The 25,033-nt window shown below is 56.3% G+C and carries 20 protein-coding genes; 8 read left to right on the top strand and 12 right to left on the bottom strand.

The features are described from left to right. Window positions 1-374: 374 nt before the first annotated feature. Window positions 375-1,472 (bottom strand): class I SAM-dependent methyltransferase, encoded by a 1,098-nt coding sequence (locus tag ACHZBF_RS02550; protein ID WP_321527565.1) that lies wholly within the window; start codon window positions 1,470-1,472, stop codon window positions 375-377. 138 nt (window positions 1,473-1,610) lie between these two features. Here ACHZBF_RS02550 and ACHZBF_RS02545 point away from each other — a divergent pair, with 138 nt between their 5' ends. Next, window positions 1,611-2,606, top strand: coding sequence for a GlxA family transcriptional regulator (locus ACHZBF_RS02545; protein ID WP_321527564.1), 996 nt, complete (start codon window positions 1,611-1,613; stop codon window positions 2,604-2,606). A 273-nt stretch (window positions 2,607-2,879) separates the two neighbouring features. Here ACHZBF_RS02545 and ACHZBF_RS02540 read toward each other — a convergent pair whose 3' ends face one another. Next, window positions 2,880-3,125 (bottom strand): type II toxin-antitoxin system RelE/ParE family toxin, encoded by a 246-nt coding sequence (locus ACHZBF_RS02540; RefSeq protein ID WP_394707543.1) that lies wholly within the window; start codon window positions 3,123-3,125, stop codon window positions 2,880-2,882. A gap of 326 nt (window positions 3,126-3,451) precedes the next feature. On the opposite strand from ACHZBF_RS02540, the gene ACHZBF_RS02535 reads away from it, so the two are divergent. Continuing rightward, window positions 3,452-3,613, top strand: coding sequence for a hypothetical protein (locus ACHZBF_RS02535; RefSeq protein ID WP_169720412.1), 162 nt, complete (start codon window positions 3,452-3,454; stop codon window positions 3,611-3,613). Between the two features lie 98 nt (window positions 3,614-3,711). On the opposite strand, the gene ACHZBF_RS02530 is transcribed toward ACHZBF_RS02535, so the two are convergent. The 6 genes from ACHZBF_RS02530 to ACHZBF_RS02505 form a co-directional block, all read right to left on the bottom strand. Then, window positions 3,712-4,233 (bottom strand): FKBP-type peptidyl-prolyl cis-trans isomerase, encoded by a 522-nt coding sequence (locus ACHZBF_RS02530; protein WP_321527563.1) that lies wholly within the window; start codon window positions 4,231-4,233, stop codon window positions 3,712-3,714. A gap of 15 nt (window positions 4,234-4,248) precedes the next feature. Further along, window positions 4,249-4,632: a hypothetical protein gene (locus ACHZBF_RS02525; protein ID WP_157606827.1), complete on the bottom strand. Its 384-nt coding sequence runs from the start codon at window positions 4,630-4,632 to the stop codon at window positions 4,249-4,251. Between the two features lie 142 nt (window positions 4,633-4,774). After that, window positions 4,775-6,646, bottom strand: a complete 1,872-nt coding sequence (aprA, locus tag ACHZBF_RS02520; protein ID WP_273441082.1) for an adenylyl-sulfate reductase subunit alpha — start codon at window positions 6,644-6,646, stop codon at window positions 4,775-4,777. Further along, entirely contained in the window at window positions 6,646-7,128 is a 483-nt protein-coding gene (aprB, locus tag ACHZBF_RS02515; protein WP_037375409.1) for an adenylyl-sulfate reductase subunit beta, read from the bottom strand. Before aprB ends, aprA begins: the two co-directional genes overlap by 1 nt. 27 nt (window positions 7,129-7,155) lie before the next feature. Further along, window positions 7,156-7,944, bottom strand: coding sequence for an adenylyl-sulfate reductase (locus tag ACHZBF_RS02510; RefSeq protein ID WP_335342941.1), 789 nt, complete (start codon window positions 7,942-7,944; stop codon window positions 7,156-7,158). Window positions 7,945-8,888: 944 nt separating this feature from the next. Continuing rightward, window positions 8,889-9,047, bottom strand: coding sequence for a hypothetical protein (locus ACHZBF_RS02505; RefSeq protein WP_321527561.1), 159 nt, complete (start codon window positions 9,045-9,047; stop codon window positions 8,889-8,891). A gap of 394 nt (window positions 9,048-9,441) precedes the next feature. Between ACHZBF_RS02505 and ACHZBF_RS02500 the strand changes: the two genes are divergently transcribed. The 6 genes from ACHZBF_RS02500 to ACHZBF_RS02475 all read left to right on the top strand — a co-directional run bounded on the left by ACHZBF_RS02500 (window position 9,442) and on the right by ACHZBF_RS02475 (window position 17,502). Continuing rightward, window positions 9,442-10,758 carry a ferredoxin reductase family protein gene (locus ACHZBF_RS02500; protein ID WP_321527560.1) on the top strand — a complete coding sequence of 439 codons (1,317 nt, stop codon included), beginning with the start codon at window positions 9,442-9,444 and terminating at the stop codon, window positions 10,756-10,758. Between the two features lie 274 nt (window positions 10,759-11,032). Beyond that, entirely contained in the window at window positions 11,033-12,391 is a 1,359-nt protein-coding gene (locus ACHZBF_RS02495; protein ID WP_321527559.1) for a cytochrome b/b6 domain-containing protein, read from the top strand. A 125-nt stretch (window positions 12,392-12,516) separates the two neighbouring features. Beyond that, window positions 12,517-12,918, top strand: coding sequence for a DUF1924 domain-containing protein (locus ACHZBF_RS02490; protein WP_321527558.1), 402 nt, complete (start codon window positions 12,517-12,519; stop codon window positions 12,916-12,918). A 30-nt stretch (window positions 12,919-12,948) separates the two neighbouring features. Further along, complete coding sequence (locus ACHZBF_RS02485; protein ID WP_321527557.1) at window positions 12,949-13,521, top strand: diheme cytochrome c; 573 nt, start codon at window positions 12,949-12,951, stop codon at window positions 13,519-13,521. A 773-nt stretch (window positions 13,522-14,294) separates the two neighbouring features. Continuing rightward, window positions 14,295-14,993 carry an ABC transporter ATP-binding protein gene (locus tag ACHZBF_RS02480; RefSeq protein WP_321527556.1) on the top strand — a complete coding sequence of 233 codons (699 nt, stop codon included), beginning with the start codon at window positions 14,295-14,297 and terminating at the stop codon, window positions 14,991-14,993. Continuing rightward, window positions 14,977-17,502, top strand: a complete 2,526-nt coding sequence (locus ACHZBF_RS02475) for an ABC transporter permease (protein WP_321527555.1) — start codon at window positions 14,977-14,979, stop codon at window positions 17,500-17,502. The genes ACHZBF_RS02480 and ACHZBF_RS02475 overlap by 17 nt, the downstream gene beginning before the upstream one ends. Window positions 17,503-17,943: 441 nt before the next feature. Here ACHZBF_RS02475 and ACHZBF_RS02470 read toward each other — a convergent pair whose 3' ends face one another. The 4 genes from ACHZBF_RS02470 to ACHZBF_RS02455 all read right to left on the bottom strand — a co-directional run bounded on the left by ACHZBF_RS02470 (window position 17,944) and on the right by ACHZBF_RS02455 (window position 25,024). Beyond that, window positions 17,944-18,117: a hypothetical protein gene (locus tag ACHZBF_RS02470; RefSeq protein ID WP_321527554.1), complete on the bottom strand. Its 174-nt coding sequence runs from the start codon at window positions 18,115-18,117 to the stop codon at window positions 17,944-17,946. A gap of 536 nt (window positions 18,118-18,653) precedes the next feature. Next, window positions 18,654-19,646: a tetratricopeptide repeat protein gene (locus tag ACHZBF_RS02465; RefSeq protein ID WP_321527553.1), complete on the bottom strand. Its 993-nt coding sequence runs from the start codon at window positions 19,644-19,646 to the stop codon at window positions 18,654-18,656. A gap of 924 nt (window positions 19,647-20,570) precedes the next feature. Further along, window positions 20,571-23,744 carry an efflux RND transporter permease subunit gene (locus ACHZBF_RS02460; RefSeq protein WP_321527552.1) on the bottom strand — a complete coding sequence of 1,058 codons (3,174 nt, stop codon included), beginning with the start codon at window positions 23,742-23,744 and terminating at the stop codon, window positions 20,571-20,573. Further along, window positions 23,741-25,024, bottom strand: a complete 1,284-nt coding sequence (locus tag ACHZBF_RS02455) for an efflux RND transporter periplasmic adaptor subunit (protein WP_321527551.1) — start codon at window positions 25,022-25,024, stop codon at window positions 23,741-23,743. Before ACHZBF_RS02455 ends, ACHZBF_RS02460 begins: the two co-directional genes overlap by 4 nt. Window positions 25,025-25,033 lie beyond the last annotated feature (9 nt).

The following is a 25,033-nucleotide window of genomic DNA, read 5'->3' as shown; positions in this document are numbered from 1 at the left end:
CCGACGCCCTTCCGCTGGTGTCGGCCACGCAGCGAATCTTCTCCGCGATGGATTCAATGCCCGCCCACTGCGAGTCATAGTCTGCCTGATGTTCGAAGACCAGCCACACCGACCGGCCCCGTATCTCAGGGAGTATCTCGCCATCTTGTTCATCACTCCATCCTTCAAACAAATAGACACTCCGGTAAAGTCGGAGCGATTCAATCTGGTTAAACCTGGCCAGATGGACCCCGTTAGTAACAGAATATTCGTCCTGGTTGTCCGGGGTCTCGGAAGTTGCTGTACTCGTTATGCTTTCCGCTAGAAGAGTAATCACAATTGATAACGGTTTGATTTCATGATTGTACTCCGTAATCTGGGTAGATCGTGCGAAATCATGGCCTCAACACCCAATAGTCGTTCTGCACATCATGGGGCAACTGGTGTACCTCGATGTCGCCAAAGCCGGCGCGGGTAAAGTAGTCACGGGCGCGCTCCCGTCCCCACATGGTGCCCAGACCTTCGCCACCCTGCGCCAGCGAGACGGTCATGCAATGCATGACAGAGATCGTATAGAGCAGCGTGCCCAGTGGGTGCCCGCGGTCGTGATGATGGTGGCTGGAAGCATGAATGTCCTGCGCCAGGTAAACGCCGTTTGATTTCAGCGTACGACGTATGCCCCGCAGCAGATTAAGCGGTTTTGCCTGGTCGTGAATGGCATCGAACGTCACCACAAAATCAAAACAGGCGGGTTCGGCGGTGCGGTCGAAATCAGTTAGATCGCGCACCTGAAACTGTACATTGCTCAACCCGAGTTGGATGGCGCGCTCGCTTGCCCAGCCAATCGCTTCCTGGGAGAGGTCGTAACCCACAAAACGACTGGTGGGAAAACGCTCGGCCATTTTCATTAGTGCCATGCCGCGGCCGCACCCCAGGTCGAGTACGCGTATACCCAACTCAAGACGTTGGGTCAATTCGGGTGCCAGAGGCAGGATAGCGTCAAAGAGCGCCGGCAGGACGGTCTGCCCGCTGTCTTCCGCCATCACTTCATGAAAGCGGTGATAGCGTGCGTAGGGTACTCCGCCGCCATGGTGAAAGCAGTCGAGTACATCGTCTTCGACCTGCCCCAGCAACGGCAGGTACTGGGCAAAGACGGCCAGGTTTGCATCGCCCTGGTCACTGAGTATGACAGCGTATTCTGCTGGCAAGCGGTAGGTCATGGTATCGGGATCGTGTTCCACTACACCAGCTGCAGTAAGGCCGCCCAACCATTCGCGCACATAACGCTCATCGAGTTTGCTGCGGTGGGCGAGTTCGCTGCTCGTGACCGGCTCACCGTCCGCCAGCCTGTTCAGCAGTCCGCAGCGATGCCCCAGGGAGACGAGCTGCAACATACCGCCTTCATTGAGGGCCTTGACGTAACGTTCCTCGAAGTCAGCTGCACGGGTAGTATCAAAATCGCTAATCGGTTGTTGCTGTTGAACTGTGCTCATGATTGTCTCCTCTGCTCATCAGGCTGTTGGCCCGGGTTAGCGCATAGTCTGAGGGCAACCGCTGCGCTACACTGAAGTGGAAAAAGACGAAATACGGTCATTTCCGCCATGATGCCTCGAAAACCACGAATCGCCCTGATGGCCATCCCCGAAGTTGCCGCCTCTACGCTGTACGGTATGTACGATGTGCTCGCATCCGCCGGGCGTGACTGGGCCGGCCTGGTGGAAGGCCGGGCGGCCGAATCGGCGCTTGATCCTCGCGTGGTTTCCCTAAGAGGGACCGGCCCGATGGTGATCGCCAACGGCGTTCATATTGTGCCGGACGATGGCGCCGATACGATTCCTGACGTGGTCTGCGTACCCGAGGTCGCGGTGGCGCCCGATACGGTATTGACGGATTCGCACCGGGCGGAGATCGACTGGCTACGCCACTGTTACCACGCTGGCGCCATTGTCGCCACGGCATGCTCGGGCGCGATGATACTGGCCGAGACCGGTCTGCTGAACGGTGAAGAAGCGACCACCCACTGGGCCTACTGCGACGCCCTGGCGCGCTACCCCGGCGTGCGGGTTTTCCCCCACCGGGCACTGGTGGTCAGTGGAACGGGCGGGCGGCTTATCATGGCCGGGGGCGGTACTTCGTGGGAGGATCTGACGCTGTACCTGATTGCACGGCTCGTTAGTGTGGAGGAGGCGATACATGTCGCCAAGCTGTTTCTGATCGACTGGCACGATGTGGGACAACTGCCCTTCGCGGCGCTGGCGCGCAGTTGCCAGGTTGAAGACGCGGTGATCGCGCGTTGCCAGGGCTGGGCCGCAGAGCACTACGATCAGCCATCTCCGGTCGCAGCAATGATCCGGCTCGCGGAGATGCCGGAGCGCAGCTTCCATCGCCGCTTCAAGCAGGCGACGGGGTTGGCGCCTATCGAATACGTGCATACCTTGCGCCTCGAAGAGGCCAAGCAACTACTGGAAAGCGGCAATGAGCCCATTGAAGCGGTTGCACAGGAGGTCGGCTATGAGGACGCGGCGTTTTTCGGGCGCCTGTTTCGTCGTAAGATCGGTATGACGCCGACTCAGTATCGCAAACGTTTCCGCGGCTTGCGCTTGGCGTTGGAGGAGCCTGCACACTGATCAGCTGATCATTTTTTGCAGAACACAACCCGCTTTGCAGAAACCGGTCACACAGTCAGTCTCAGGATTTCCTTTGATGTAAAATCTTAGGTGCGGCTCCCGTTCGGTAAATCCGACGCCTATTGCTGAGTCCCGGTAAACAGGGCGTTGCTTCGACTGACTCCCATCGCTTCAGCCAATTGTCCCTGAGTCAGCGCCATTTGCACGAGGAATTCCTTGGCAATCATTTCACCGACACTGACGGGTTATTGTTTTTAATATTCATGGCCTGCCTCACCAATAGTCGTGGTTATCCGGATGGATGTCCCGGGCCTCACCACGTTCGCCTGACGATGTAAACACCAGCCGCCATTGCTTGTTAACGCGGATCGAATGCTTCCCTGGCAGATTCCCTCTCAACTTTTGAAAACAATTGCTCGCAGGCGACCACAAATCGAGATCACAGGTCGCGTCATCGATAATCTTCAGCTTCCGGAACGGTCGGTCTTCGACTTTAGGATATCTTCTTGCTGGTTTTATCTTCCAGATAATTATCCCCTAGCCAGCGCTCGCAAAAAACTGAATCAATAGCAATCTCCTTCCATAGAGAGATGCTGTGACGTACTAAGTTACTTTCCGCAAATGTGCGCTGACAGACCGATTGAGTGAGAGGGGAAATGTGACAAAAGCTATAATCATTGGCAAATGATGCACGCTGGGATAGACTCGTGCCCAAGAGCTTGTTCGTCCCGTCGAAAGTTCTAGCGCAAGCGAATCATCTGGGATTCGACAATGTCAGCCGATCGACAGTGACTGACATCGAATATGTTCAAGCCACCCGTTTTACTGCTTAGTGGAGGTAGGTTGTGAGTGATGCACCCAAGTCCAGGCCCAAGGTTCCCGAGGGCAAGTCGCGATTTCTGACCACCCGTCAGAAAGAGGCAAATGAAAAGGGTTATGTGGGCTATGACACCATCTGGGAATCGTTCCAGAAAGAACAGAAATACACCACACCCAAGCGCCCCTGACCCCAGGCGCCGCGCGTCCCGCCGGTATGGGCGCGCGGCCACTCCATCCAGCAGCCACTCACGCCCTTCTTATACGCTTCCGACTGCCGTAACGGCCATCAGATCGGGACCCGAGTGCCCTCGGGCAGATCGGGCCCTTCTTCAATCTTGCCACCGAACTCGATCTCTTTGTCAGTGGCGTCGCGAACCAGCAGTATCTCAAGCCTGAATATCACTTCCCGACCACAAAGCGGATTGTTGCCATCGATGGTGATGTAGTCGCCGGCGATGCGCGTCACCAGGAAACTCTTGGTCTGCCCCTTGTCGTTCTCCATCAGGATGGCCGTACCGACTTCGCGGTATTCCTTCGGTACGTTTTTGATGTTTTCAGTAATGACCAGGGATTCGTCCCTGGGGCCATAGAGCTGGCTACAGTCGATCGGTACTTCGATCGTATCGCCCGCCGCCTTACCCGCGAGCTCCTGCATGACTGCAGGGGCCAGCACCTCATTGACACCCTGTACGTAACCCAGGGGATATTCTATTTCGGTTAAAACAGTGTCAGTTTTGACGTCGATAACCTTGTATTTCAGTTCGACGTATTTGCCGTCCGTGATGATGTCCTTGCTAATCTCAGTCATGCTCGTCTCGACAGGTTAAAAGATGGAAGCCCCGAAGATTTTTACTGCGCCATCCTCGTAGCCGAGCACCATACGACCCAGCCACTCTCCCTCTTTTTTGATACTCCTGACACGGTACAGGCATGTGACATGCTCCCCGCGACGAATAAAACCCAGGAAGTCGTAGTTCGGGTCCAGGGACCGCGTCAGCTCACTCTTGGCGAACTGCTTGCCCACTTCAACTTCGTTGAGCCCGAACAGCAGGTTATAGGAAAAATTTCTGATGAATTTCCCGTACTGCCCCTTGTTGGAATAGGTAATCAGCTCTTCCCACATGGGATGGGCGATCTTCTGAAGCTCGTCGTCGCTATGATCCAGGATATTTTTGAAGTCTTGGGGCTTTTCGGGTACTTCGGTCATCATACGCATCCGCCTGCCGAGCCAGTATTTCGAGTTCGTCGTAAAAATAAAAAGACTAACACCAGTTGATCTTTTTCACCCTGGTCAGAACCCGAGGGATCTCTACGCGTTGCAGAGATCCCCCGCCTGTCACTCTTGTAGACTATTCGCCGTTATCATCAACCAGGTGATAACACGGCGCCTTCTCCATGGTGTATTCACCTGTTTCCGGGTCGCGCCGGGATACGGTCAGTACATGCCAGTTCTCGTCATCCAGCTTCATCGCATCACCACGGTAGTAGTAGCCGGGCCAACGGGTCTCCTTGCGGAACAGGGTATGCTGCATGACCGCCTCGGAAGTGAGAACACGATGCTTCAGCTCCCAGGCACGCAGCAGTTCGTGAATATCCTCCGCAGCCAGCTTCTCCAGGTCCTCTTCCATGATCTTGAGTTTCTTGAGGCCGATATGCAGCAACTTCTCGTTGGTCATGTAGTTGACCGATGCACCACCGGCGTACTCGTCCATCAGCTTCTGCAGACGATCGAGGCCCTGGCGCGGGTTGATATAGTTGGGGTTGACCGAACCGGCGGTAATCTCGTTGCGGTAGATACGGTAGTGCTCCATCGGCTTGTAGATCTCTTCCCTGCGATCATCGACCTGCTTCTGGGATACCACGATCCCTTCCGCCTTACCGTCGTCGATATACTTGCAGGCCGCCTTGGCGGCCAGACGGCCCTCGGTGAACGAGCCCGAGGAGAACGCGTGCGGGGTACCACCGACGGCATCACCGGCACCGAACAGACCTTCGACCGTGGTCATTCGATTGTAGCCCCAGAAGTACTCATCGGGTGATACGTCCTCGGGACCCGAGCACCAGGCGCCGCAACCGGTCGCGTGAGAACCCATCACATAGGGCTCGGAAGTAGTCAGTTCAGGGTTTTCGTTTTTCGGGTCCACGTCGGTAGCCGCCCAAAGTACCGCCTGACCAACGGTCATGCCCAGGAAGTTGTGCCAGCCGATCTCTTCAAGATGCGGGTCCTGGAAGGCTTCCATGGTCACCATGTGAATCGGACCGCGACCGGCATTGACCTCACTGATAAGCGCATGGTTACGCAGGCAGGTCGGGATGGGTCGATGGGTTGCGTGTGAAACTTCCGGATCGAGATACTCCTTACCGACCATCTCCTGAAGCTGCGGCCACCACTTGGATTCATACTCTTCACCCAGACAGTTCTGGGTATAGGTCTTGAGGTGCAGGAAGTATGCACCCACCGGACCGTAGCCATCCTTGAAACGGGCCAGCACGATGCGGTTTTCCATCTGCGTCATCTTGGCACCAGCGCGAATCAGCAGCCCGTAGGCCGAGCCCGAGGACCAGGGCGCATACCAGACGCGGCCGGCACCTTCTCCCACCGAGCGGGGCTTGTAGATGTTGGAGGCGCCACCGGCGGCGACGATCACCGTCTTGGATTTGAACACGTGGTAATTTCCGGTACGCACGTTGAAGCCGACAGCACCGGCTACACGATTCTCCTTGGACTCGTCCATCAGCAGATGGGTTACGCAAATACGGTTGAATACCTTGTCAGCCGACTTCTTTGCGGCTTCCGCGACGATTGGCTTGTAGGACTCGCCATGGATCATGATCTGCCAACGGCCTTCACGCTGGTAGGCGCCGGTTTTGGGATCGCGCATCAGCGGCAGGCCCCACTCCTCGAACTGGTGCACGGCGGAGTCGACATGGCGTGCCATATCAAACGCCAGGTCTTCACGCACCATACCCATCAGGTCGATACGCGCATACCGCACGTGATCCTCCGGGTTGTTCTCACCAAAGCGGGTGCCCATGTAGCAGTTGATGGCGTACAGGCCCTGTGCCACGGCACCGGAACGGTCGATGTTCGCCTTCTCGGCAATCACTATCTTCTTGTCCTGGCCCCAGTACCTGGCTTCCCAGGCGGCACCGGTACCACCAAGGCCCGCACCGCAGACCAGGATATCGATGTTGTCTTCGACGATTGTTTCGTAAGCCATCAGTAGTACACCCCTGCTTTCATTTTCAGGCCATTGGACTTGAGGGTGTGAATATCACCATCATCGAGTCGCAGATATTTGGGCTCGTTGAACAGCAGCTCGCTGTCGCGCTGCTCCTTGGTAGGAGCCGACACGTCACGCAGCTGGGGGATACAGGTACCCCAGGGTTTGGTCGTAATAGGTGCCAGCAGATCCATGTCTTTCTGGCCGTTGCGGAACTTGATGCGCCAGGCGATGACGCCTTTCTCTTCGTCGCGCTTCACTCGTACCGAGTGGCCCAGGGGGGCGAAATCCGCATAGCCCCGGACGTCGATCGCCTGATGCGGGCAGGCCTTGACGCAGGAGTAGCACTCCCAGCACATGTTGGGTTCGATGTTGTAGGCACGACGGGTGACCTTGTCGATATGCATGATGTCTGAAGGGCAGATATCGACACAATGACCACAACCGTCACAACGAGTCATATACACAAAAGTTGGCATTGGAGGCTCCTTACTTTTGAAAATTAATTAGTAGTGACGAGGAGGTTCGCGGCTGATACCGAGTCCCATGTTGGGCGGGTTTGTCCCCATGTATTCAGGGATGTCAGGATACCGTTTCTGCACTGCGGGATCCGTCAGATCGTAATCGTCGGGAAGATTTTCGCGCGACCCATCCGCCATGATGACCTTTTTTTGAAAAGCGGCGGCAGGCTTGAAGAACATGTGCGCGAACTTGGACCAGTAGACACTGCCGAAGAGCACCGTGGCGCTCGCGATGAACAGTACGAAGAACAGCGTATTCAGTGCGCCGGCGCCCATGGTGAATGACCAGAGCAGGGCGAAGGTCGACGTGGCAAGCAGGCCGACAATAAAGATGTCGCCGCGTCCGTTGAAGTTGTACCACTTCACACCTTCAGAAAAGAGGTCTACGCGGATAGCGAACCAGAACCAGTAACCGCCAACGGCGAGAGACGCCGCGCCCAGATGCCAGAGAATCGGCCAGACACCAGCATCGGCTTGCGTTGCGTAACCGAAAATCAACACCGCCGTACTGATGACAAAAACAATGAAGCCCCACATCGTGAGCAGGTGAGAGGCACGGCGACGGGGATTCTTGAACTCCGAAGAGGTCAGTACTTCGTTAGCGACTGTCTGCACCGCAAGCGATGCCTTTTCACCACCGGCCAGGGTGCGCTTGGCATTTTTCTCTGACTTTTTCGCATTTTCGAAAAAATACTGGGCGCTTTTCTTGTGCATCATGTCAAGGATGGTGCCAACGACGACCAGAATGACCATCAGGATGACGTAGCCCTGCATGATGGAAGGAGAAATGACTGCCGAAAGCTCGGCAAACGGGTTGCTCGCGATCATGAAAATTAATCTCCTTTGTTTCTGTTTCTGCTTACGGGAGTGTCAATTGATTTGAACGCCATTACCACAAGTTATGATTATTAGGGTCATAAGCTCGACAACGCCGTGAGCTCGGCCGGGTCGCTGGAAGTGATCCGCTGCGACGGGATGGTTTATGTCGGACTCGACGCGCTGAGCGACAAGGTATAGATGACATTCCCCCCCCCCTTTTAAACAGCGACAAGGGCTACCATCAATGATGGATACCTCAAAGTGGTAAAGCCGGTACTCCGCTGAACCAGCGGTTAAAGGAGGCGTCCATGAACTACACTATAATCCACTTGGGCTTGACGTCACGACACAATACCACCGCTCAGCACTTGCTAGGGATACCGGCGAGATCATCGACTTAAATTGCTGGCCGACCTTGAACGGCTTGCTTCACCAACTATAAAGAGCGCACAGCCTTTCTCAGGATATAAGACTCCTGTGTTGACTATAAGCCATAGGAAGCATAAACGCCCCTTTCCGCGCTGGTCAACAGGTATTTCACGAGCAGCAGCAAGGCATATGCCTCGCGATCACCGCAAAATCTCGCCCGACCTTGCACCGGCTGACTGTGAATCTATACATTTTGGCGTCACTTTCTGACCCCATCCATGGCTGCGGCCAAACACAGATCTGGACTACTCCCACTCAATTGTAGACAAGCCATTTTTACGATTTAATATCAATGACTTACTTGTTGGCGCTGGCGGCAATACCCTGAAAAACACCATGCTCAGCAATTTCTTCAAAAAAAATCCTCTAGCAACTGGGTTCCTTCCCTGGATCAACACATCCGGGCCCTTTTCCACGATCAGGTTCCGCAGTTTTAAGGAAGGCCCATCTGGCTTTTTCTGGCCCTGTTCTCATTTCCGCGCCTTGGGCTTGCCGGTGTTCAGATACGCGGCAAACACCGTCTGACTGGAATTGTTTTGCATCTGGATACACTTGATCTGCGCTGCTGTAAATTCTTTCACTGGTGGCAGACACAGCGCATCCAACTCCCGCAAGGTGTCATCACTCACGCCCTCCGTTTCAGCCCACTTATGGAACGCCTTGGTTCAAAAGATACGTAACCATGACCCTCCCTATCAGTCACCCTCCTTGCAGATACCTATCATCACCTTCCGGCCTATATGCTCCCGATCAAACGCCCCGATGCCTCGATGGAAAGTCACAGCAGGTGCAGAGTTGCATCACTGGAGGACTGAATTCACCGGTTGAGTTTGCGCACCCGGGCACGAGCCAACTGATTGAGTTCCGGACTCAACTAACCGCCCAATAACAGGTTTAAAGCGGGGCAATATTTCCTTCACCTGGAAAGCGTGTTTTCAGTTTTAATTCAGCTGCCTATCTCATACTGCACCCACGGTCGCTCCTTCGACCACCAGACAACACCGCTCCATGGGAGATTTAATCATGAAGACTATCCTTGCCGGTTTGGTTGCCATCGTTGCCCTTGCCTGGGGCGTCGAGATGCTCTCACCCGATCACACGGCGGCAGGCTCCCTGCCGTGGACCATCTACCTTGAGAGTCTCTTCCTGACCGGCCTGTTTTCCATCGCCCTGATGTCGCTGGCGATGGTGCTCTCCACCCGCCCCACCTGGCTGGAACAACCGCTCGGCGGCATGGACCGTATCTATCGTTTGCACAAATGGAGTGGCATCCTAGCCGTCGTCTTTGCCACCTCACACTGGCTGCTGGAGATGTCGGACGATCTGTTCAAGGCGCTGGCCGGCCGCGGCGGCCGCATCAAGGAAGATGAGCTTTCGGCCTTCGCCGAACCGCTGCGCGACCTGGGCGAGGCGCTGGGCGAATGGGCCTTCTATGTGCTGCTGGCGCTGCTCGCACTGACCCTGTGGAAGCAGTTCTCATACCGCCTGTGGCGGCCGTTGCACCGGGCGATGCCGGTACTCTATCTGCTGCTGGTTTTCCATTCGGTGGTGCTCGCCCCAGCCGCTTACTGGAGTCAGCCCATCGGGCTGCTGCTCGCCGTGCTGTTCACCGCCGGCAGCATCGCCAGTGTGCAGTCGCTAACCGGTCGCATCGGCCGTAAGCGTCGCGCAACCGGCTCTGTGGTCGCAGTGCGCAGTCAGAGCCCCGATATCATCGAGGTGAGCTGTCGCCTTGACGGAAAATGGCACGGTCACCAGCCCGGTCAGTTTGCCTTCGTGACCTTCGACGCTGGCGAGGGCGCTCACCCCTTCACCATCGCCAGTGCCGACCGTGGCGACCATACCGTCACCTTCGCCATCAAGGCACTCGGTGACTATACCCGCAGCCTGGCCCGTAAACTTGCCGAGGGTAGCCCGGTGGAGGTCGAAGGGCCTTACGGCCGCTTCGAACTATCCCGTACCAACAATCGCGCCCGCCAGATCTGGGTGGCGGGCGGCATCGGCATCACCCCGTTCATTGCCTGGCTCGAGTCGCTGCAGGGTGAGCAGGCCACCGAGGTCTCTGCCGACTTGCATTACAGTGTGCGTGACCGTGAGGCCGACCCGTTCGTCGAACGCCTGCAAAGTCTGTGTGCGACTCTGCCCAAGGTGCAGTTGCATGTGTACGACAAGCACAGCGGCCCGCTAAATGCCGACACACTGGCAGCAGAGCTGAACGAGACAAGACGGGCGGAGGTGTGGTTCTGCGGTCCGCGCGGTTTTGCCGATGCCCTGCGTAATGGGCTGCAAGCTTTCGCTGGCCGAGTACGTTTTCATCAGGAGGCGTTCGAGATGCGCTAGGCATTCCGGCGTACTTAATCTCCGTAACAAATTCTGGTTCGCTGCTTCTAATCGAACCTTAACCATCGCTTAAATTCCGTATCAGCGTGTCTTCAGGTCGGGTGTCTTACGCTAAAACCGTGCTAATCAATAACCCGATTAACAGGAGAATAGAGATGAAACCCATAAACAAATTATTAATGGCAGTAACACTAGTATCACTTGTCATCAGCTTCATGTCTTTTGGCATTGCTGTCATAGGCGGTCTGATCGACAGTACAGTCCTGATACTGTTTTGGTATCTTGGCCTGGCTGGACTCTGGGCGATACTGATGACATCTGTTATTGCCATCGGAGTCTTCTTTTTCGATTCTATCAGCAAGTATTTTCGGTCCGATTCCTACCGATTAAAGGGGCATGGACACCACTCCCCACATGCAATGATTTAACTTTCGACAGTACTGGCAAGGTATGTTTTGAGGTTAATCAAATGACTCAACGGAAAAGCAACGGTGGTGTACGAGAAACAAAAGTGAGGGTGTGGGATATCCCTATCCGGCTGTTTCATTGGACCCTGGTGAGCTGCTTCGTAATAGCCTGGTTCACTCTCGATAATCGTTATCTGGACGTACATGTTTTTGCCGGTTACCTGATGGGCGGGCTGATTTTATTCCGTCTTCTGTGGGGTTTCATCGGCGGCCCTTATGCCCGTTTCCGTGACTTCGCCTTCAATTATTCTAAGGTACAGAATTACCTGAAAGATGTACTGAATAAACACCCACCCCGTTTTCTCGGCCATAACCCGGCCGGTAGCTGGGCCATTTATCTACTGCTGGGTCTGGGCCTGTCGATCGTCATTACCGGGCTGCTTGCCTTTGGCGGTGAAGAACGGCAAGGCCCCCTTGCCGGATTACTGAACTTTCCGCAGGGGCGTTTTGCTCATGAGCTTCATGAATGGCTGTCCTGGCTGATGCTGGGGGTGGTTATTATTCATGTGATGGGTGTCCTGGTAGAGAGCATGTTGCATCGAGAGAACCTGGTGGTTTCCATGCTAACCGGCTTTAAATCCTCCACAGCCGGCGCGATGTCTACTCTTTCCCACTGGAAGGTCGGTGCCACCATGCTGGTTGCCATTATCACTGCCGGTCTGTTCTGGTTTCGGGGCCATCTAACAGAAACACCGGAGCAGCTCTACCAGCCATTTCATGGTCCGGCACTACCCGATTACTCGCTTTGGCGTGAAGAGTGCGGCGCTTGCCATCTCGCCTTCCATCCCAGTCTATTACCTGCCCGCTCCTGGAAAGCCATGATGCAGGAACAGGCATCTCATTTCGGAGAAGATCTTTCTCTGGAACAGGATACCGTGAAACAGATCGAAACCTTCCTGGTAGAGAATGCGGCGGAACAGGGATTGACCGAAGCGGCCTGGAAAATTAATCGCAGCATACCGCAGACAGAAATTTTGTTACGAATCACAGAGGCGCCTTACTGGATCAAAAAACACCAGGAGATCTCTGATGCGGTATGGAAACACCCAAAGGTCAATGGCAAGGTTGATTGTGCAGCCTGCCATATCGATGCCGCCGCAGGCACTTTTGAAGATGCCGCCATGCATCTACCGGATGATGTTAAAGCAACGGTAACAAGCGAGTAAGGATGATTATCTATACCATCGAAAACCGTCTCTTTCAGTTTCAATTCAGCTCTCTTCAGTAATCATAATGGATAAAGATCTGTTGAATAATCAATTCTCCTTAAACAAATAAATTCGAGGTTAACATGAAAAGAAAACTTATCGGCATTACTGCATTGTTGCTAGCGATACCATTCTATGCTCAGGCCGATGCAGCAGCAGAGCTGGAGGCGGAGTACCAGGCTCAGGGTGGAACCAACTTCAGCGCCGCAGCAGGAGAGGCCCTGTGGAACAAAGAGTTTATCGATACCAAGAAAGGTGACACTCGAAGCTGCACCACGTGCCACACTGCCGACTTGACGCAACCAGGCAAACATGCACAAACAGGCAAGGCCATTGAGCCCATGGCACCTACAGTAAATCCGAAACGTCTTACTGAAGTGAAACAAATCAAGAAGTGGTTCGTTCGTAACTGCAAGTGGACTCTGGGACGTGAATGTACCGCCCAAGAAAAAGGTGATTTTCTTGCCTATCTCAAGAATCTTTAAACAACCGAACATTGGATTGAGAGGTGTCATATGAAATCCAAATCATCAGTAGCATCCATGGTATTGTTGTCAGCTACCCTGCTTGGAATGAGCGGCGAAGCATTCAGTGCTGATAATAAAACTGGCTTCTTCAGTCGCATGTTCGATGGAGCAAAAGCACCGGGCGTGGCACCAGTTAAAAACCCGCAATATCTGGAGGAGTGTGGCAGCTGTCACTTTCCTTATCAGCCGGGCCTGCTACCCGCACGCTCATGGACAAAGGTAATGTCTGGGCTCGAGAATCATTTCGGAGAGAATGCAGAACTTCCACCTGAGGATGGCAAAAATATTACAGACTACCTGCTGAATAATGCGGCCGACCATGCCAATTATAAGCGTTCGAAAAGGATCATGAATTCACTGCGTGCTGATGATGCTCCACTCCGGATTAGTGAAACGCCTTATTTTATCGAGAAGCATAATGAACTGTCGCACGCGATGGTGCAGGACAATCCCAAAGTCGGTTCGGTAAGTAGGTGTGGTGCTTGCCATACAAAGGCCGAGACGGGTTCTTTTAGTGAGTCAGAAATCCAGATACCTGGCTTCGGTGCTTGGGAGGATTAGTATAAAAGATAACTTCCATAGGCAGATCGCCGACCTATGACATAGGTGTTAAATAGATGTGGGAATACTGACCGGCAATATCGCATTGGAATAGTGGAAAATAGCTCTTCATCTGCTGGTACTGCTAACCATGCTAAAGATATTTTAAAGATTCTACCGGGACTTGGTTCCTTCATTCAATCAGAACCTTAACATCAGCTTAAACTCCATATAGGCATGTCTTCAGGTTGTGGCGCGTACATTGGAATAGCGGGGACAGTTTACTTAGCTACAGGAGTACCGTTTGTTCAGTCGAAGTAAAATTCAGCCAGCACAACACTTTCGACGTTTCCCTCAGCCACCTGCCGCTCAACCATCAAATGGGCCTTCGGCATTTGCCGGGACAGCATGTGCTGGCGACCCGCAACATTGATCTGTAGCGAAAGCACCTCGAGCTGAGCAGAGATCCTGAAATTCACCACCAACAGCGCAATGTCAAAAACAGCACCACTAGTAGGGGCACAAACAACGGCCGGTATTTACTTGACAATAATCCTATACACTGCAACACGAACGATGGAGAAAATACCAAATCGAACGGTCCAATTCATTTCAAGCTAAAGGCAATAGCCGAGCCAGCTCAGCAGATAGTTTGTTAACCTTATTAATAACGCGTTAAAAATCACGCACTGGAACTAGTCATTTAGTCGAAAATGACCAATCCGCTGCACTCATAAAGGCGTAAGCATAGTCAGTCCGAACCGCATCTTTTCGTAAACTGGAACCCACTAACCATGATCAAGCTCGAAAATGTCTCGCTCAGCTATCCGATGGAATCGAAGCCCTTGCAGGTGCTGAATGCGATCGAACTGACCATTGAAGAGGGCGAAACAGTAGCTGTCCTGGGGCCTTCCGGCAGCGGCAAGACCAGTCTGCTACTGCTTCTGTCCGGCCTGGAGCAGCCTGATGCCGGGATCATTTCCCTGGATGGTCAAACACTTTCACAACTAAATCCGGATCAGCTGGCCGATCTACGGCGCGACCATCTGGGTATTATCTTTCAATCGTTCCACCTGGTGCCCAGCTTAACCGCCCTGGGTAACGTCGCCCTGCCCCTGGAAATAGCCGGCAAAGCCGGCGCCCGCCAAGTGGCGCAGCAGATTCTCGACAAAGTGGGGCTGGCCGAACGGCAACACCACTATCCCGGACAGCTGTCCGGCGGCGAACAGCAACGGGTGGCCATTGCCCGTGCACTGGTGCATCGCCCGAAACTGGTGCTGGCTGACGAGCCCACCGGGAACCTGGACATCAAAACCGGCGAAAAGGTCTCCCGCTTGCTGTTTGAGCTCAACCAGCAAACCGGCTCGACGCTGGTAGTAGTCACCCACGACGAAGCCATGGCACGTCGATGCCAGCGGGTGGTCAAGCTTGCAGATGGTCAGTTGATCGAAACCGAATCAACGCGGGAGGCGACCGATGCCCTTTCTGCTTAAGCTGGCCTGGCAGGATTTACGCGCCAGCGGTCGCTCACTGTGGGTGTTTTGCGCCTGTCTCACCCTCGGCGTCACCCTTATCGCCGCCTCCGGGGGGCTCTATCAGCTGGTCAACCAAGGGTTATTGGCGGATACCCGCGCCCTGCTGGGCGGTGACCTGGAAGTGGATGCCAACCAGCCACTGAGTTCGGAAACGCTCTCCTGGATGACACAAAACGGCGAAGTGTCACTGGTCACCGAAGTGGATACCATGCTGGGGACGCCAGCCGGCCAGTTTGCCCGGGTAGAATTGCAAAGTATGGATGCCCGCTACCCACTGTACGGTGAATTGCGGCTGCAGCCTGATCGGCCCTTGCAATCCCTACTGGCAAAACAGAACGGACAGTGGGGCGTGGCACTGGACCCAGTACTGGCAGACCGGCTGAAGCTCTCGGTGGGCGATACGGTCTTGATCGGCAACCTGGAAATGGCTGTACGCGCCAAGGTACTCGCCCAACCCGACCGCAGTCTCAATGCCAACTGGCGTGGAACACCAGTCCTGCTCTCGAACGATGCCCTTAAGGCCTCCGGGCTAATCCAGCCCGGCAGCCGCATTGAGTATGACTACCGGGTTAAAACCTCTCAACCTGCCGAGCAATGGCGCGAGCAGTTTTATGCCCAGTTCCCGCAACTGCCCTGGGAAGTGCGCACCTTTGCCGACCGCAGTCAGCGCATTGCCGAGCGTCTGGCACAAATCGCCTCCGGGCTGCTGATTATCGGCTTCAGCACTCTGTTCATCGGCGGACTGGGGGTTTTCAACAGTATTCAGGCCTATTTGCAGAATAAGCTCAAGACGATCGCCACTTTGCGGGCAGTGGGTCTGCGCAATGGCTCCCTGGCAACCGTCTATCTGCTGCAGGTGGCCATGCTCAGCATCGGCTCAAGCCTGCTGGGAGCGGTGCTGGGTGCACTGTTGGCGGTATCGGGTATTGCTAGCGTAGCAGCCGAAGTACCACTGCAATCTTCGCTGGCTGCAATCGCCATCCCCCTGCTCAGCGCAATAATGTTTGGCGTACTCACTGCATTCTGCTTCGCCCTGCCCGTTATCGGGCGGGCGGTGCATGTGTCTCCTGCCGCTCTGTTTCGCGGTGATGTGGGCATGCAGCAGCAACCACCACGGCAATGGGGACTACTGAGCCTGGGTTGCGGTGGTCTGCTCGCGTTCCTGGTTTTGCTTAGCATGCCTGACATCAGATTTGGTCTGGGTTTTATGACCACAGTGGCCACGCTGTTACTGTTGCTGGATGTAATTGTCAAATTGATCCGTAAACTGGCCCGCATACTGGATGATCATCCGGTGCTGAACCAGCATTTTGCGTTGCGCCTCGCGCTGGCCAATCTGCACCGGCCCGGCTCAGCTTTACGCGCCTCACTACTCTCACTGGGATCTGCCCTCACCTTGCTGGTGGCCTGTACGCTTATTGTCAGCGCCTTGCTGCACACCCTCAGCACCACACTGCCAGAGGAGTCACCGGCTCTTGTGCTGTATGACGTTCTTACCGATCAACGGGAGGATGTCAGCAGTGCTATTCGTGCCGCGGACAGTTTTCAGCGACTTGACCTGGCGCCACTGGTGAGAGGGCGTATCGCAACCATCAATGACGTTCCGCTGAGCGAAAAAGCAGACTTGACCCCGCAGCAGCGCCAGGAGGCGGCGCGGGATGAGCATAAATTCAGCTACTCGGCCAACAATATCGATGGCGTTAATGTGATTGACGGGCAGTGGTGGAACGAATCAAACCGGGGTGAAAACGACTTGCCTCAAGTGGCCGTGGAGGACCATGAAGCGGTGCAGATCGGCCTGCAGGTTGGCGACAGGATCAGCTTTGCCATTGAAGGGCGCCAGCTGGATGCCCAGGTGGCTGCCATCTACAGCCAGAAAGGGGTGCAAACCCGGTTCTGGTTTGAAGCGATCTTTTCCGATGGCGCACTGGACAGTTTTATACACCGCTACGTAGGTGCAGCCTACATGGACGCGTCTGATGCCATCAGCAGCCAGACCCGTGTTGCCGCTACAGCGCCCAATATCATCACCGTGCGCACTGCGGAAATGGTGGACACGGCGCAACAGATTTTGGGTAAGGCCAGCAGTGGCCTGGCGGTGGTCGCCGCGGTCAGCCTGCTGGCCAGTTTTCTGGTACTGGTCAGTGTGATGGCGGCAGGGCGCAGCCGCCAGGTTTATACCGCAACGGTTTTGCAGGTCATGGGCACACGTTTGAGTGTCATCCGGCGCAGCCTGTATCTGGAATACCTGGTGCTGGCGATCATTACCACCCTGTTTGCAGTGCTGCTGGGCAGCACGATCGCCTACCCGCTGCTCAACCTGCGGATGAAGATTCCTGCCGAGGGTTTTTTCTGGCTGGCCTCGGTGGTCGCAGCAGTGATCAGTATCGGCGCACTCAGCTTGGGCGCCCAGTACTTGCTGCGCCGGTTGCAGCTCAAACCGGCCCTGTTATTACGGTCGGAATAATCTACAAAGGCATATCTAAACCAATACCACGATGGGTTATCGTTACCTTCTTTGCATCGGACAGCCAGTCGGTACCATGAAATATTCCGACGTAAATGAGTACTGCCGAACCAAGAACTTTTGAGTTATTGACATAGATGGCATGTCCTCTCGTTGAGCATGTGATTTACATGCTCGATGAGCGTGTTTACCTAATAAGAAACAATCAGTTAAAACACGCCTACTCCCCTCGATTGTTAACGAGCCATTTTTACGAATTAATATCAATGGCTTAATTGTTGGTGTAGGTGGTAATACCATGAAAAATACCATGCTCAGAAAATCCTTCAAAAAGCTCGGGGAAATTGCCGATTGAACGCTGTCACACAGCACCCCAGACCACCTTCCGGACATTGACTTCCAGGCATATTCCCCCCTGTTTCTGCAGCGAATGAGTCAGGTTTAACTGATTGCTCGCACATGTCCCTGCACCACCTTTCTAATAAACTGTACCGAGCCATCGTCACTTGCCTCAACGAGTTGCCGAATCCGCCCATTCACCTTGTCACCCTTATTCAACCTGGCCACAGCGTCCATCGCCCGGTAATAAGCCTCCACCACATCGATGCTGGCCACCTATCAATGTTTTTGGATCACAGGGACTCCGGCATATGCCGCGCGGAGATGGCAACGGGAAGGCTGATTCCTGAATGGTACGCAAGCGCTGATCCCGTTCACCTGGTATATCCCAGACAGCGCTTTGTTGCCCCAGAGTGAGGGCGTTCATGACTATTGCGGAAACGATGTTGCGGAAGTGTCTGGATTAAGTGCCGCGGATTGAGCGATCCGTGCTGGCAGCCCGGTCCGCCGTCATGCTGCAGCGTGTTTCTCACTATCCAGGCTGCTGTTGCAACTGCAGAGCCTGACCCGGCCTGCCTTGTCTGCAGTAAACGAGACTGAGCCGGGAGACCGCGAACAAAAGCATCGCCTGGTGGATCGGTTATCTTCTCCGGTGCCCCCGCAACTGCACCAGTGGAAAGTTGTCAGCTGCTCGACCAATTGTTCCATATACTGTATCTGTGTCATCGATTAGTACCTGCCATCGTTATTCAGTCTAATGTCCTGCCGCAATGGTGAACAAGGGCAGCACTGCCTGCCGGACAACCTTGGTATCACATCCTGGCGCGTGCCTCCCCGGGCGAATACGGGGTCACGCTGAGCGACTTATCCCCTTGAGCTCCGTCAAAGGATTGAACAACTTCCGTCGATGACTGCGCGGCTTGTACGCGCGCCAGGCGTGCCGTCGTCATCTCGATACCCTGACGATTCATCTCGGGTGCCTTGTTCCAAAAGACCAGCGCCTTGAGATAAGCGCTTTCGGCCTCGCCCAATTGACCAGTAGCACTGTACAGCTCGCCAATATTGTGAAAAGCAGTCGCGACATCGCGATCATCAATGGCTACCGATGAAGTTTCCAACAGTTCAAAGGCTCGTTTGAGAAGACGTTTAGACTCACCGATATTGCCGGAAGTCAGGTCCAGTGCGGCCAGTCGATAGAGGTCATCGATAATGTATGGATGATCTTCACCAAAGATCGTCTTTTTAAGAGCCAGCCCCTCCATCAGCGCGGAACGCTCTGCAGATTTCTGCCCCCGGACATGGTAAAGCGTCGCCAGTTCGTCAAACAGGGTGATTTGTTTCAAGGCGTCCGGCGTGGACTCTGCGCGATAGATGGCAAGCAGTCGAAACAGATACATCTCAGTCGCCTTATAGTCTTTCAGTTCAAACGCCAAGCGTGACGCCAGATGTAGATACCGGGTATTGGCGGGTTGGAGGAATGCCGCCTCGCGGATCAGCTCGCTGGCCGTACCTCTGTTATTGTTGTTCACCGATTGCACCGCCAGTTTGTAATCGGCCTCGGCAACCTGCTGTTTCCCACTTTCCCGAATCTGTTCAAGAAACTCCGCGTTCACGATGGTTGGTGCATCCTGGATTTCGGTCGGGTGAACCGGAGGATTTGCGTCATCACCTTTTCCAACGGAGGCAGCGGATACAGTGGCTACTTCTGCCTGCGGTACCGGCGTTTCGAGCGGCGCGGATACGCACAAGGATGCGCCCAGTGAGGCTGGTATGACGAATAACTGACAGATCGTTTTATGGTTCATGGTGTCTTTTCCTCTATTTGCGACAATCCGATTTTTATCGTTACAGCCTGCATACTGGAGAACAAACGGGGAGGAATTGAGGAGGAAACGTGGATGTTACAGCCGGTTCGAACTGGATCAGATATTCAGCAAAGTGCGCCTTACCGGTCTTTCCTCACTGTTTGCACACTTGCTGCTTCTTGGGTCAGTAATCTCGTCCTTGGGGTGGATCCAGTCCGACGATTCCAGGAGGCACCTGCTGAACGATGGTTTCGGTGAGCGCTGGACCGCCATTTGCGGCCACATCAGTTTACCGGAGAATAATCATGAATCACCTATTGATCCTTGCAACGACCCTGGGTTTGCTTTTATCTACCATGGCTATGGCAGAGCGGCCGGCAGGACCGGGCCGTCAAGGACCTCCCCCAGAGGCGGTAGAGGCATGTGCCTCGGCGAGCGTGGGAGACAGCTGCAACTTTTCCGGCAGACGAGGCGAGAACCTCCAGGGCACCTGCGAAACCGTACGTGATGAGCAGCTCGCCTGTTTGCCGGAAAATGCGCCGGATCGTGGTTGAGATAGGCTGCGGGGAGTCATTGAAAGCCCCCCACCCCATCCGGGCGAGGGGCTTCATCGACGACTGTGCCTGACTATAAATCACTTGATGGTGACACACCGTCTGATGTTTCGTTCTCGCGACTGGATTGCCAACCACATTAAATATAATCCGTTGGCAGTCCAATTGGCATGGAATTAATCAGCTCCAATTAGCGCTTCGGTTTAAGCACCCGTAACGCCTGCTTAACTTTTTTACCATTCGACTCCACACAGATTGCCCTCAGCGCAGTGACATTGAGCTATCACTGCTCTGCATGGCCGCTGACCTCTCGTAAATCAGTCAAATCTGAACTGCCCGGTCGCAGTCTGTGCTGGGGTATCGTCGATGGTTACTGCGGCTCTCCCAAGGCGGGCGTCGTGCTGTTTCCAGCAGAACCTTCGCGCTGTGATAGTGCCTGTCCGCGCCAACGCACGGTGAGGTCATCCAGGATCATGTAGAGGCTTGGCACCAGCAGCAGGGAAATCACCGTTGCGAACAGGATACCGTAGCCCAGCGAGATGGCCATCGGGATCATGATCTTGGCCTGTACGCTGGTCTCGAAGATCATCGGCGCCAGACCGCCGAAGGTGGTCAGGGTGGTCAGCAGGATGGGACGAAAACGCCGTGTGCCCGCCGCGATGATGGCGTTCAGGCTGTCGAACCCCGTGCGACGCTGCCGGTTGGCGTAGTCGATCAACACCAGGCTGTCGTTCACCACCACCCCGGACAGGGCGATGATCCCCATCAGGCTCACCACGCTCAGGCTGAAGCCCATCAGCAGGTGACCGAGCAGGGCGCCCACCGCACCGAACGGGATGGCGACCATCACCAAAATCGGCTGGGTATAGCTGCGGAACGGGATCGCCAGCAGGGCATAGATAATCACCAGTGCGGCCAGTGCACTGTTGCGCAGGCTGGTGACGCTTTCGCTGGTATCGGCCTGCTTGCCCTGAAAGCTGTAACTCAGGCCGGGGTACTCCTGCAGCAAGGCCGGAAGAATCCGACTGCGCAGGGTGGCCACCACCTGGTTGGTCTGGTCGATCGGTTCGATGTTGGCGGTGACGCTCACGGTACGCCGGGCATCGCGACGCTCGATACTGGTGTAGGCGCGACCGCGCTCGATCTTCGCCACCTCGACCAGCGGCACCCAGGCGCCGTCCGGCGTTTTCACCCGGAACTGTTCGATATCGTATTCGCTGATGCGTTGCGACTCGGGCAGGCGCACCTTCACCTTGATCTCGTTGCGCCCCCGTTGCTGGCGCAAGGCCTCGGCGCCGTAGAAGGCGTTGCGCACCTGGCGGGCGACATCCTGCGCGGTAAGACCGAGACTGCGGCCCTCCGGCAGTATGGTGAAATCGAGCTGTTCCTTACCCGGTGAAAAGCCGTCCTTGATATCGGTCACCAGCGGCAGTTCGGCGAGTCGCTTCGCCAGCGCGGCGCTGGCGTCGTCCAGCAGGTCGATGTCGTTATGACTCAACTCCACGGTCAGCGCGGCCCCACGCCCCGGCCCGCCGAGGTCCGACTCGAATCGCAACGAGTCGACTTCAGGCAGAGGACCGGTGGCGGCACGCCAGCGCCGGGTGACTTCGCCGGCTTCGAGCGGGCGGATCCCTTCGTCGGTCAGGGTCAGGCGTATGCTGCTGACATTCTCGGCGATGTTGGCGTCGATACTCTCCAGCAGTTGCTCGCGGCCGACCTCTGCGGCCACCTGCTCGATGGCGCTGACCAACCGGGTCTCGACCTGTTTCACCTTTTCAACAGGGGACCCATAAGGCAGGGTCGCGGTGACGATGGCCCGATCCGATTCGACCCGCGGCATCAGGGTAAAGCCCATGCGGCCACTCATGGCGTAACCGAGCACGACCGTCAGTACGGCGATGCCCAGCGCCACCGTGAGGTAGCGGTAGCGCAGGCTCAGGGCCAGCAGCGGCCGGTAGCGGCGGTCGATAAAGCGGTTCAGCGCATCGGCGACCCGTTGTTGCCGCTCGTGCAGCCAGCGCGCCACGGGGTTGCGGTGCCCGGGTTGCGAATGACCGAGGTGGGCCGGCAGGATCACCAGCGCCTCGATCCAGGAGATCAGGAAGACCGTCGACACCACCAGCGGAATCACCTGGAATATCTTGCCCATGGTACCGGGAACAAAATAGAGCGGCATGAACGCGACCAGGTTGGTCAGGATGCTGAAGGCGATCGGTATCGATACCTCGCGCGCACCCGCAATCGCCGCGTCGAGATAGCCCATCCCCTGTTGTCGTCGCTCGTAGATATTTTCACCCGCGATTATGGCGTCATCCACCACGATACCGAGGGCGACGATGAAGGCGAACATGGAGATCATGTTGAGTGAAACATCCATGACCGGCAGAAACAGGAAGGCGCCGAGGAAGCTGGTCGGGATACCGAGGGTGACCCAGAAGGCCAGCTTGAACTCGAGAAACAGGCCCAGCAGCACCAGCACCAGCACCAGGCCGAGAAAACCGTTCTTCAACAGCAGGTCAAGGCGCTGCTGGTAGACCTCGGACATATCGTGATCGATGCTCAGGGTGACCCCGGGCGGGAGTTCCGGGGTGATCTCGGCGATCACCGCGCGGGCGGCGGCGGCGACCTGTGCCGGCGTCTGATCACCGACCCGGTAGATCTCCAGCACGATACTGGGGTTGCCGTTGAATGTCTGGGAGCTGTCGTCGTCCTCGAAGCCATCCGTGACGGTCGCGATCTGATCCAGGGTCAGGTAGCCGCCGTTGGCGGTGGTCACCACCGGAATCCGGGCGAACTGAGTGGCCCAGTCGCTGCGCTGTTTGACTCGCAGCAGGATCTCGCCACCGCTGGTCTCCACACTGCCGCCGGGCAGCTCCACCGAACTGCTGTCGATGGTCGTAGCGATATCGGCCAGCGTCAGGTCATAACGTCGCAGGGTATCCCGATCGACCTCAACCTGGATCTCATAGTCGCGGTCGCCGCGCATCTCCAACTGGGTGATATCCGGTTGCAGCAGCAGACGATCGCGCAGGGTCTCGGCCACCTCGCGCAGGATCCAGTCGCTGACCGGGCCCGCGACCGCCACCCCCAGCACTTCCCGCTGGCGGCTGGCAAGCGAGACCTGCGGCTCCTCCGCATCCTCGGGCAGTGTGGTGATGGCATCGACTTCCTGCTGGATCTCCTGGTAGACACGCATGACCTCGGCATCCGTGCTGAGTTCAGCGCTGACCGACGCACGGCCTTCGCTGGCGGTGGCGGTGATCTCCTCGATACCCTCGACGCCTCGAATAGCCTCTTCGATAGCCAGTACGATGCCCTGCTCCACCTCTTCCGGACTTGCACCCGAGTATTCCACCGAGATATCCACCTGATCGAGGGTGAAATCGGGAAACACCTCTTCCTTGATGGTCCAGGAGGTGAACAGGCCACCGACCAACAACACCAGCATCATCAGGTTGGGTGTGACCCGGTTGTGCGACATCCAGGCGATCGGGCCGCGGGTCTGACGGTTCTCGTTATCAGTGTGGTTGTCAGGCGTAGTCACGAATCGGTCTCCAGCCGGGCCACCGGGGCGTTGCCGGCGCGCTGCGGGCGAGCACCCGGGTTAGCCGAGCGCAATTGCAGCGGCGTGCCGGCCACCGGCGTGCTCAGATCCACGGTAATGATTCGATCGTCGCGGTCGATTCCGGTCTTGATCAGCACGTGCTCGCCAGCCTTGTGTACTACCTGGACCTGGCGGATCTCAAGCCGGTTGTCGGCGCTCATGACCCAGACCATATCGCCATCGCGGAGCAGCTTTCGGGGCAGCTTGACCACCTCGGCGAGCGGCTCACCGGCGATGCGCACCCGGAGGTATTCATTGACCATGATGGGTGGCAGGCCGGCGTTCTCATCGCGCAACGCGAGTGGATCGTCGATCTCGATCAACAGGCGTGCGGTGCGGCTTATACTGTCGAGTTCCGGAACCAGCCGCAGCACCCGGCCATGACGGCTTTGCGCCGCATCCCATCCCGTTTGATGCAGTTCGACCTGTGCCCCGGTGTCGCCGTCTTCGCCGGGGATGGCGATTCGGGCAAGGTCGGTGACAGGCAGGCTGACCTCGACCCAGAAGCTATCCACGCTGATCAGTGTCAGCAGCGCCGTGCTGGTGGTGACCCGGGTACCCAGGTCGACGTTGCGTGACAGCACCATGCCATCGAACGGCGCGGTGACCCGGGTGCGCGCCAGATCCAGGTTGGCCTGGTCGCGATCCGCCCTGGCGCTCTCCAGTGTCGCGCGGGCGCTGGCCAGCTGGGGCTGACGCAGAACCAGCGCCTTGTCCGCGGCCGCCAGGTTCCGATCGAGCAGCTCGTATTCACGTTTTGCCACCTCCTGCTGCCCCAGCTCCTCCTGCAGCGCAGACTCTGCCTGCGCGACCGATGCCTGTTGTTTGCGCAGGTTGAACCGGTAGTCCGCCTCGTCGATGCGCAGTATCTCTTCGCCGGCCCTGAACCGTCCGCCCGGCATCAACTGGTCGCTGACGGCAACGATCGGTCCGCTGACCATCGGGTAGAGCGTACTCTCGTGAGCGGCGATCACCGTGCCCATCGCCTCGAACACCGGCGTGTGGGTGGACGGTGTGAACGAGGCGGTTTCCACCAGCCTGGGTTGCGCGGCTGGCGGGGCCATGCGGGCCTGGGGGCCGCTACCGAGCAGTGCCAGGCCGGCAATGGCCCCTGCGCCGATAACCACCAGGGGCAACATCCAGCGCGACAGACGTCCAGCGACTCCGCGCGGCGGTTGAGGGGCGCTGTTGGGTTCCGGGTTCAGTGTGGTCTGGTTCATGAATCCTGT

It is taken from the genome of Sedimenticola selenatireducens (genome assembly GCF_963675335.2).
In the GTDB taxonomy this organism is placed as follows: Bacteria; Pseudomonadota; Gammaproteobacteria; order Chromatiales; family Chromatiaceae; genus Sedimenticola; species Sedimenticola selenatireducens.
The sequence above is the reverse complement of the archived record's forward strand: the minus strand, read 5'-3'. Positions and strand labels throughout refer to the sequence as shown.

Excerpts from the sequence above, each read along its gene's own strand:
- aprA (WP_273441082.1), bottom strand. The coding sequence starts at position 6,646 with ATGGCTTACGAAACAATCGTCGAAGACAACATCGATATCCTGGTCTGC.
- ACHZBF_RS02545 (WP_321527564.1), top strand. The coding sequence starts at position 1,611 with ATGGCCATCCCCGAAGTTGCCGCCTCTACGCTGTACGGTATGTACGAT.
- ACHZBF_RS02550 (WP_321527565.1), bottom strand. The coding sequence starts at position 1,472 with ATGAGCACAGTTCAACAGCAACAACCGATTAGCGATTTTGATACTACC.
- ACHZBF_RS02465 (WP_321527553.1), bottom strand. The coding sequence starts at position 19,646 with ATGAACCATAAAACGATCTGTCAGTTATTCGTCATACCAGCCTCACTG.
- ACHZBF_RS02530 (WP_321527563.1), bottom strand. The coding sequence starts at position 4,233 with ATGACTGAGATTAGCAAGGACATCATCACGGACGGCAAATACGTCGAA.
- ACHZBF_RS02475 (WP_321527555.1), top strand. The coding sequence starts at position 14,977 with ATGCCCTTTCTGCTTAAGCTGGCCTGGCAGGATTTACGCGCCAGCGGT.
- ACHZBF_RS02510 (WP_335342941.1), bottom strand. The coding sequence starts at position 7,944 with ATGCAGGGCTACGTCATCCTGATGGTCATTCTGGTCGTCGTTGGCACC.
- ACHZBF_RS02500 (WP_321527560.1), top strand. The coding sequence starts at position 9,442 with ATGAAGACTATCCTTGCCGGTTTGGTTGCCATCGTTGCCCTTGCCTGG.
- ACHZBF_RS02525 (WP_157606827.1), bottom strand. The coding sequence starts at position 4,632 with ATGACCGAAGTACCCGAAAAGCCCCAAGACTTCAAAAATATCCTGGAT.
- ACHZBF_RS02455 (WP_321527551.1), bottom strand. The coding sequence starts at position 25,024 with ATGAACCAGACCACACTGAACCCGGAACCCAACAGCGCCCCTCAACCG.
- ACHZBF_RS02485 (WP_321527557.1), top strand. The coding sequence starts at position 12,949 with ATGAAATCCAAATCATCAGTAGCATCCATGGTATTGTTGTCAGCTACC.
- aprB (WP_037375409.1), bottom strand. The coding sequence starts at position 7,128 with ATGCCAACTTTTGTGTATATGACTCGTTGTGACGGTTGTGGTCATTGT.
- ACHZBF_RS02490 (WP_321527558.1), top strand. The coding sequence starts at position 12,517 with ATGAAAAGAAAACTTATCGGCATTACTGCATTGTTGCTAGCGATACCA.
- ACHZBF_RS02480 (WP_321527556.1), top strand. The coding sequence starts at position 14,295 with ATGATCAAGCTCGAAAATGTCTCGCTCAGCTATCCGATGGAATCGAAG.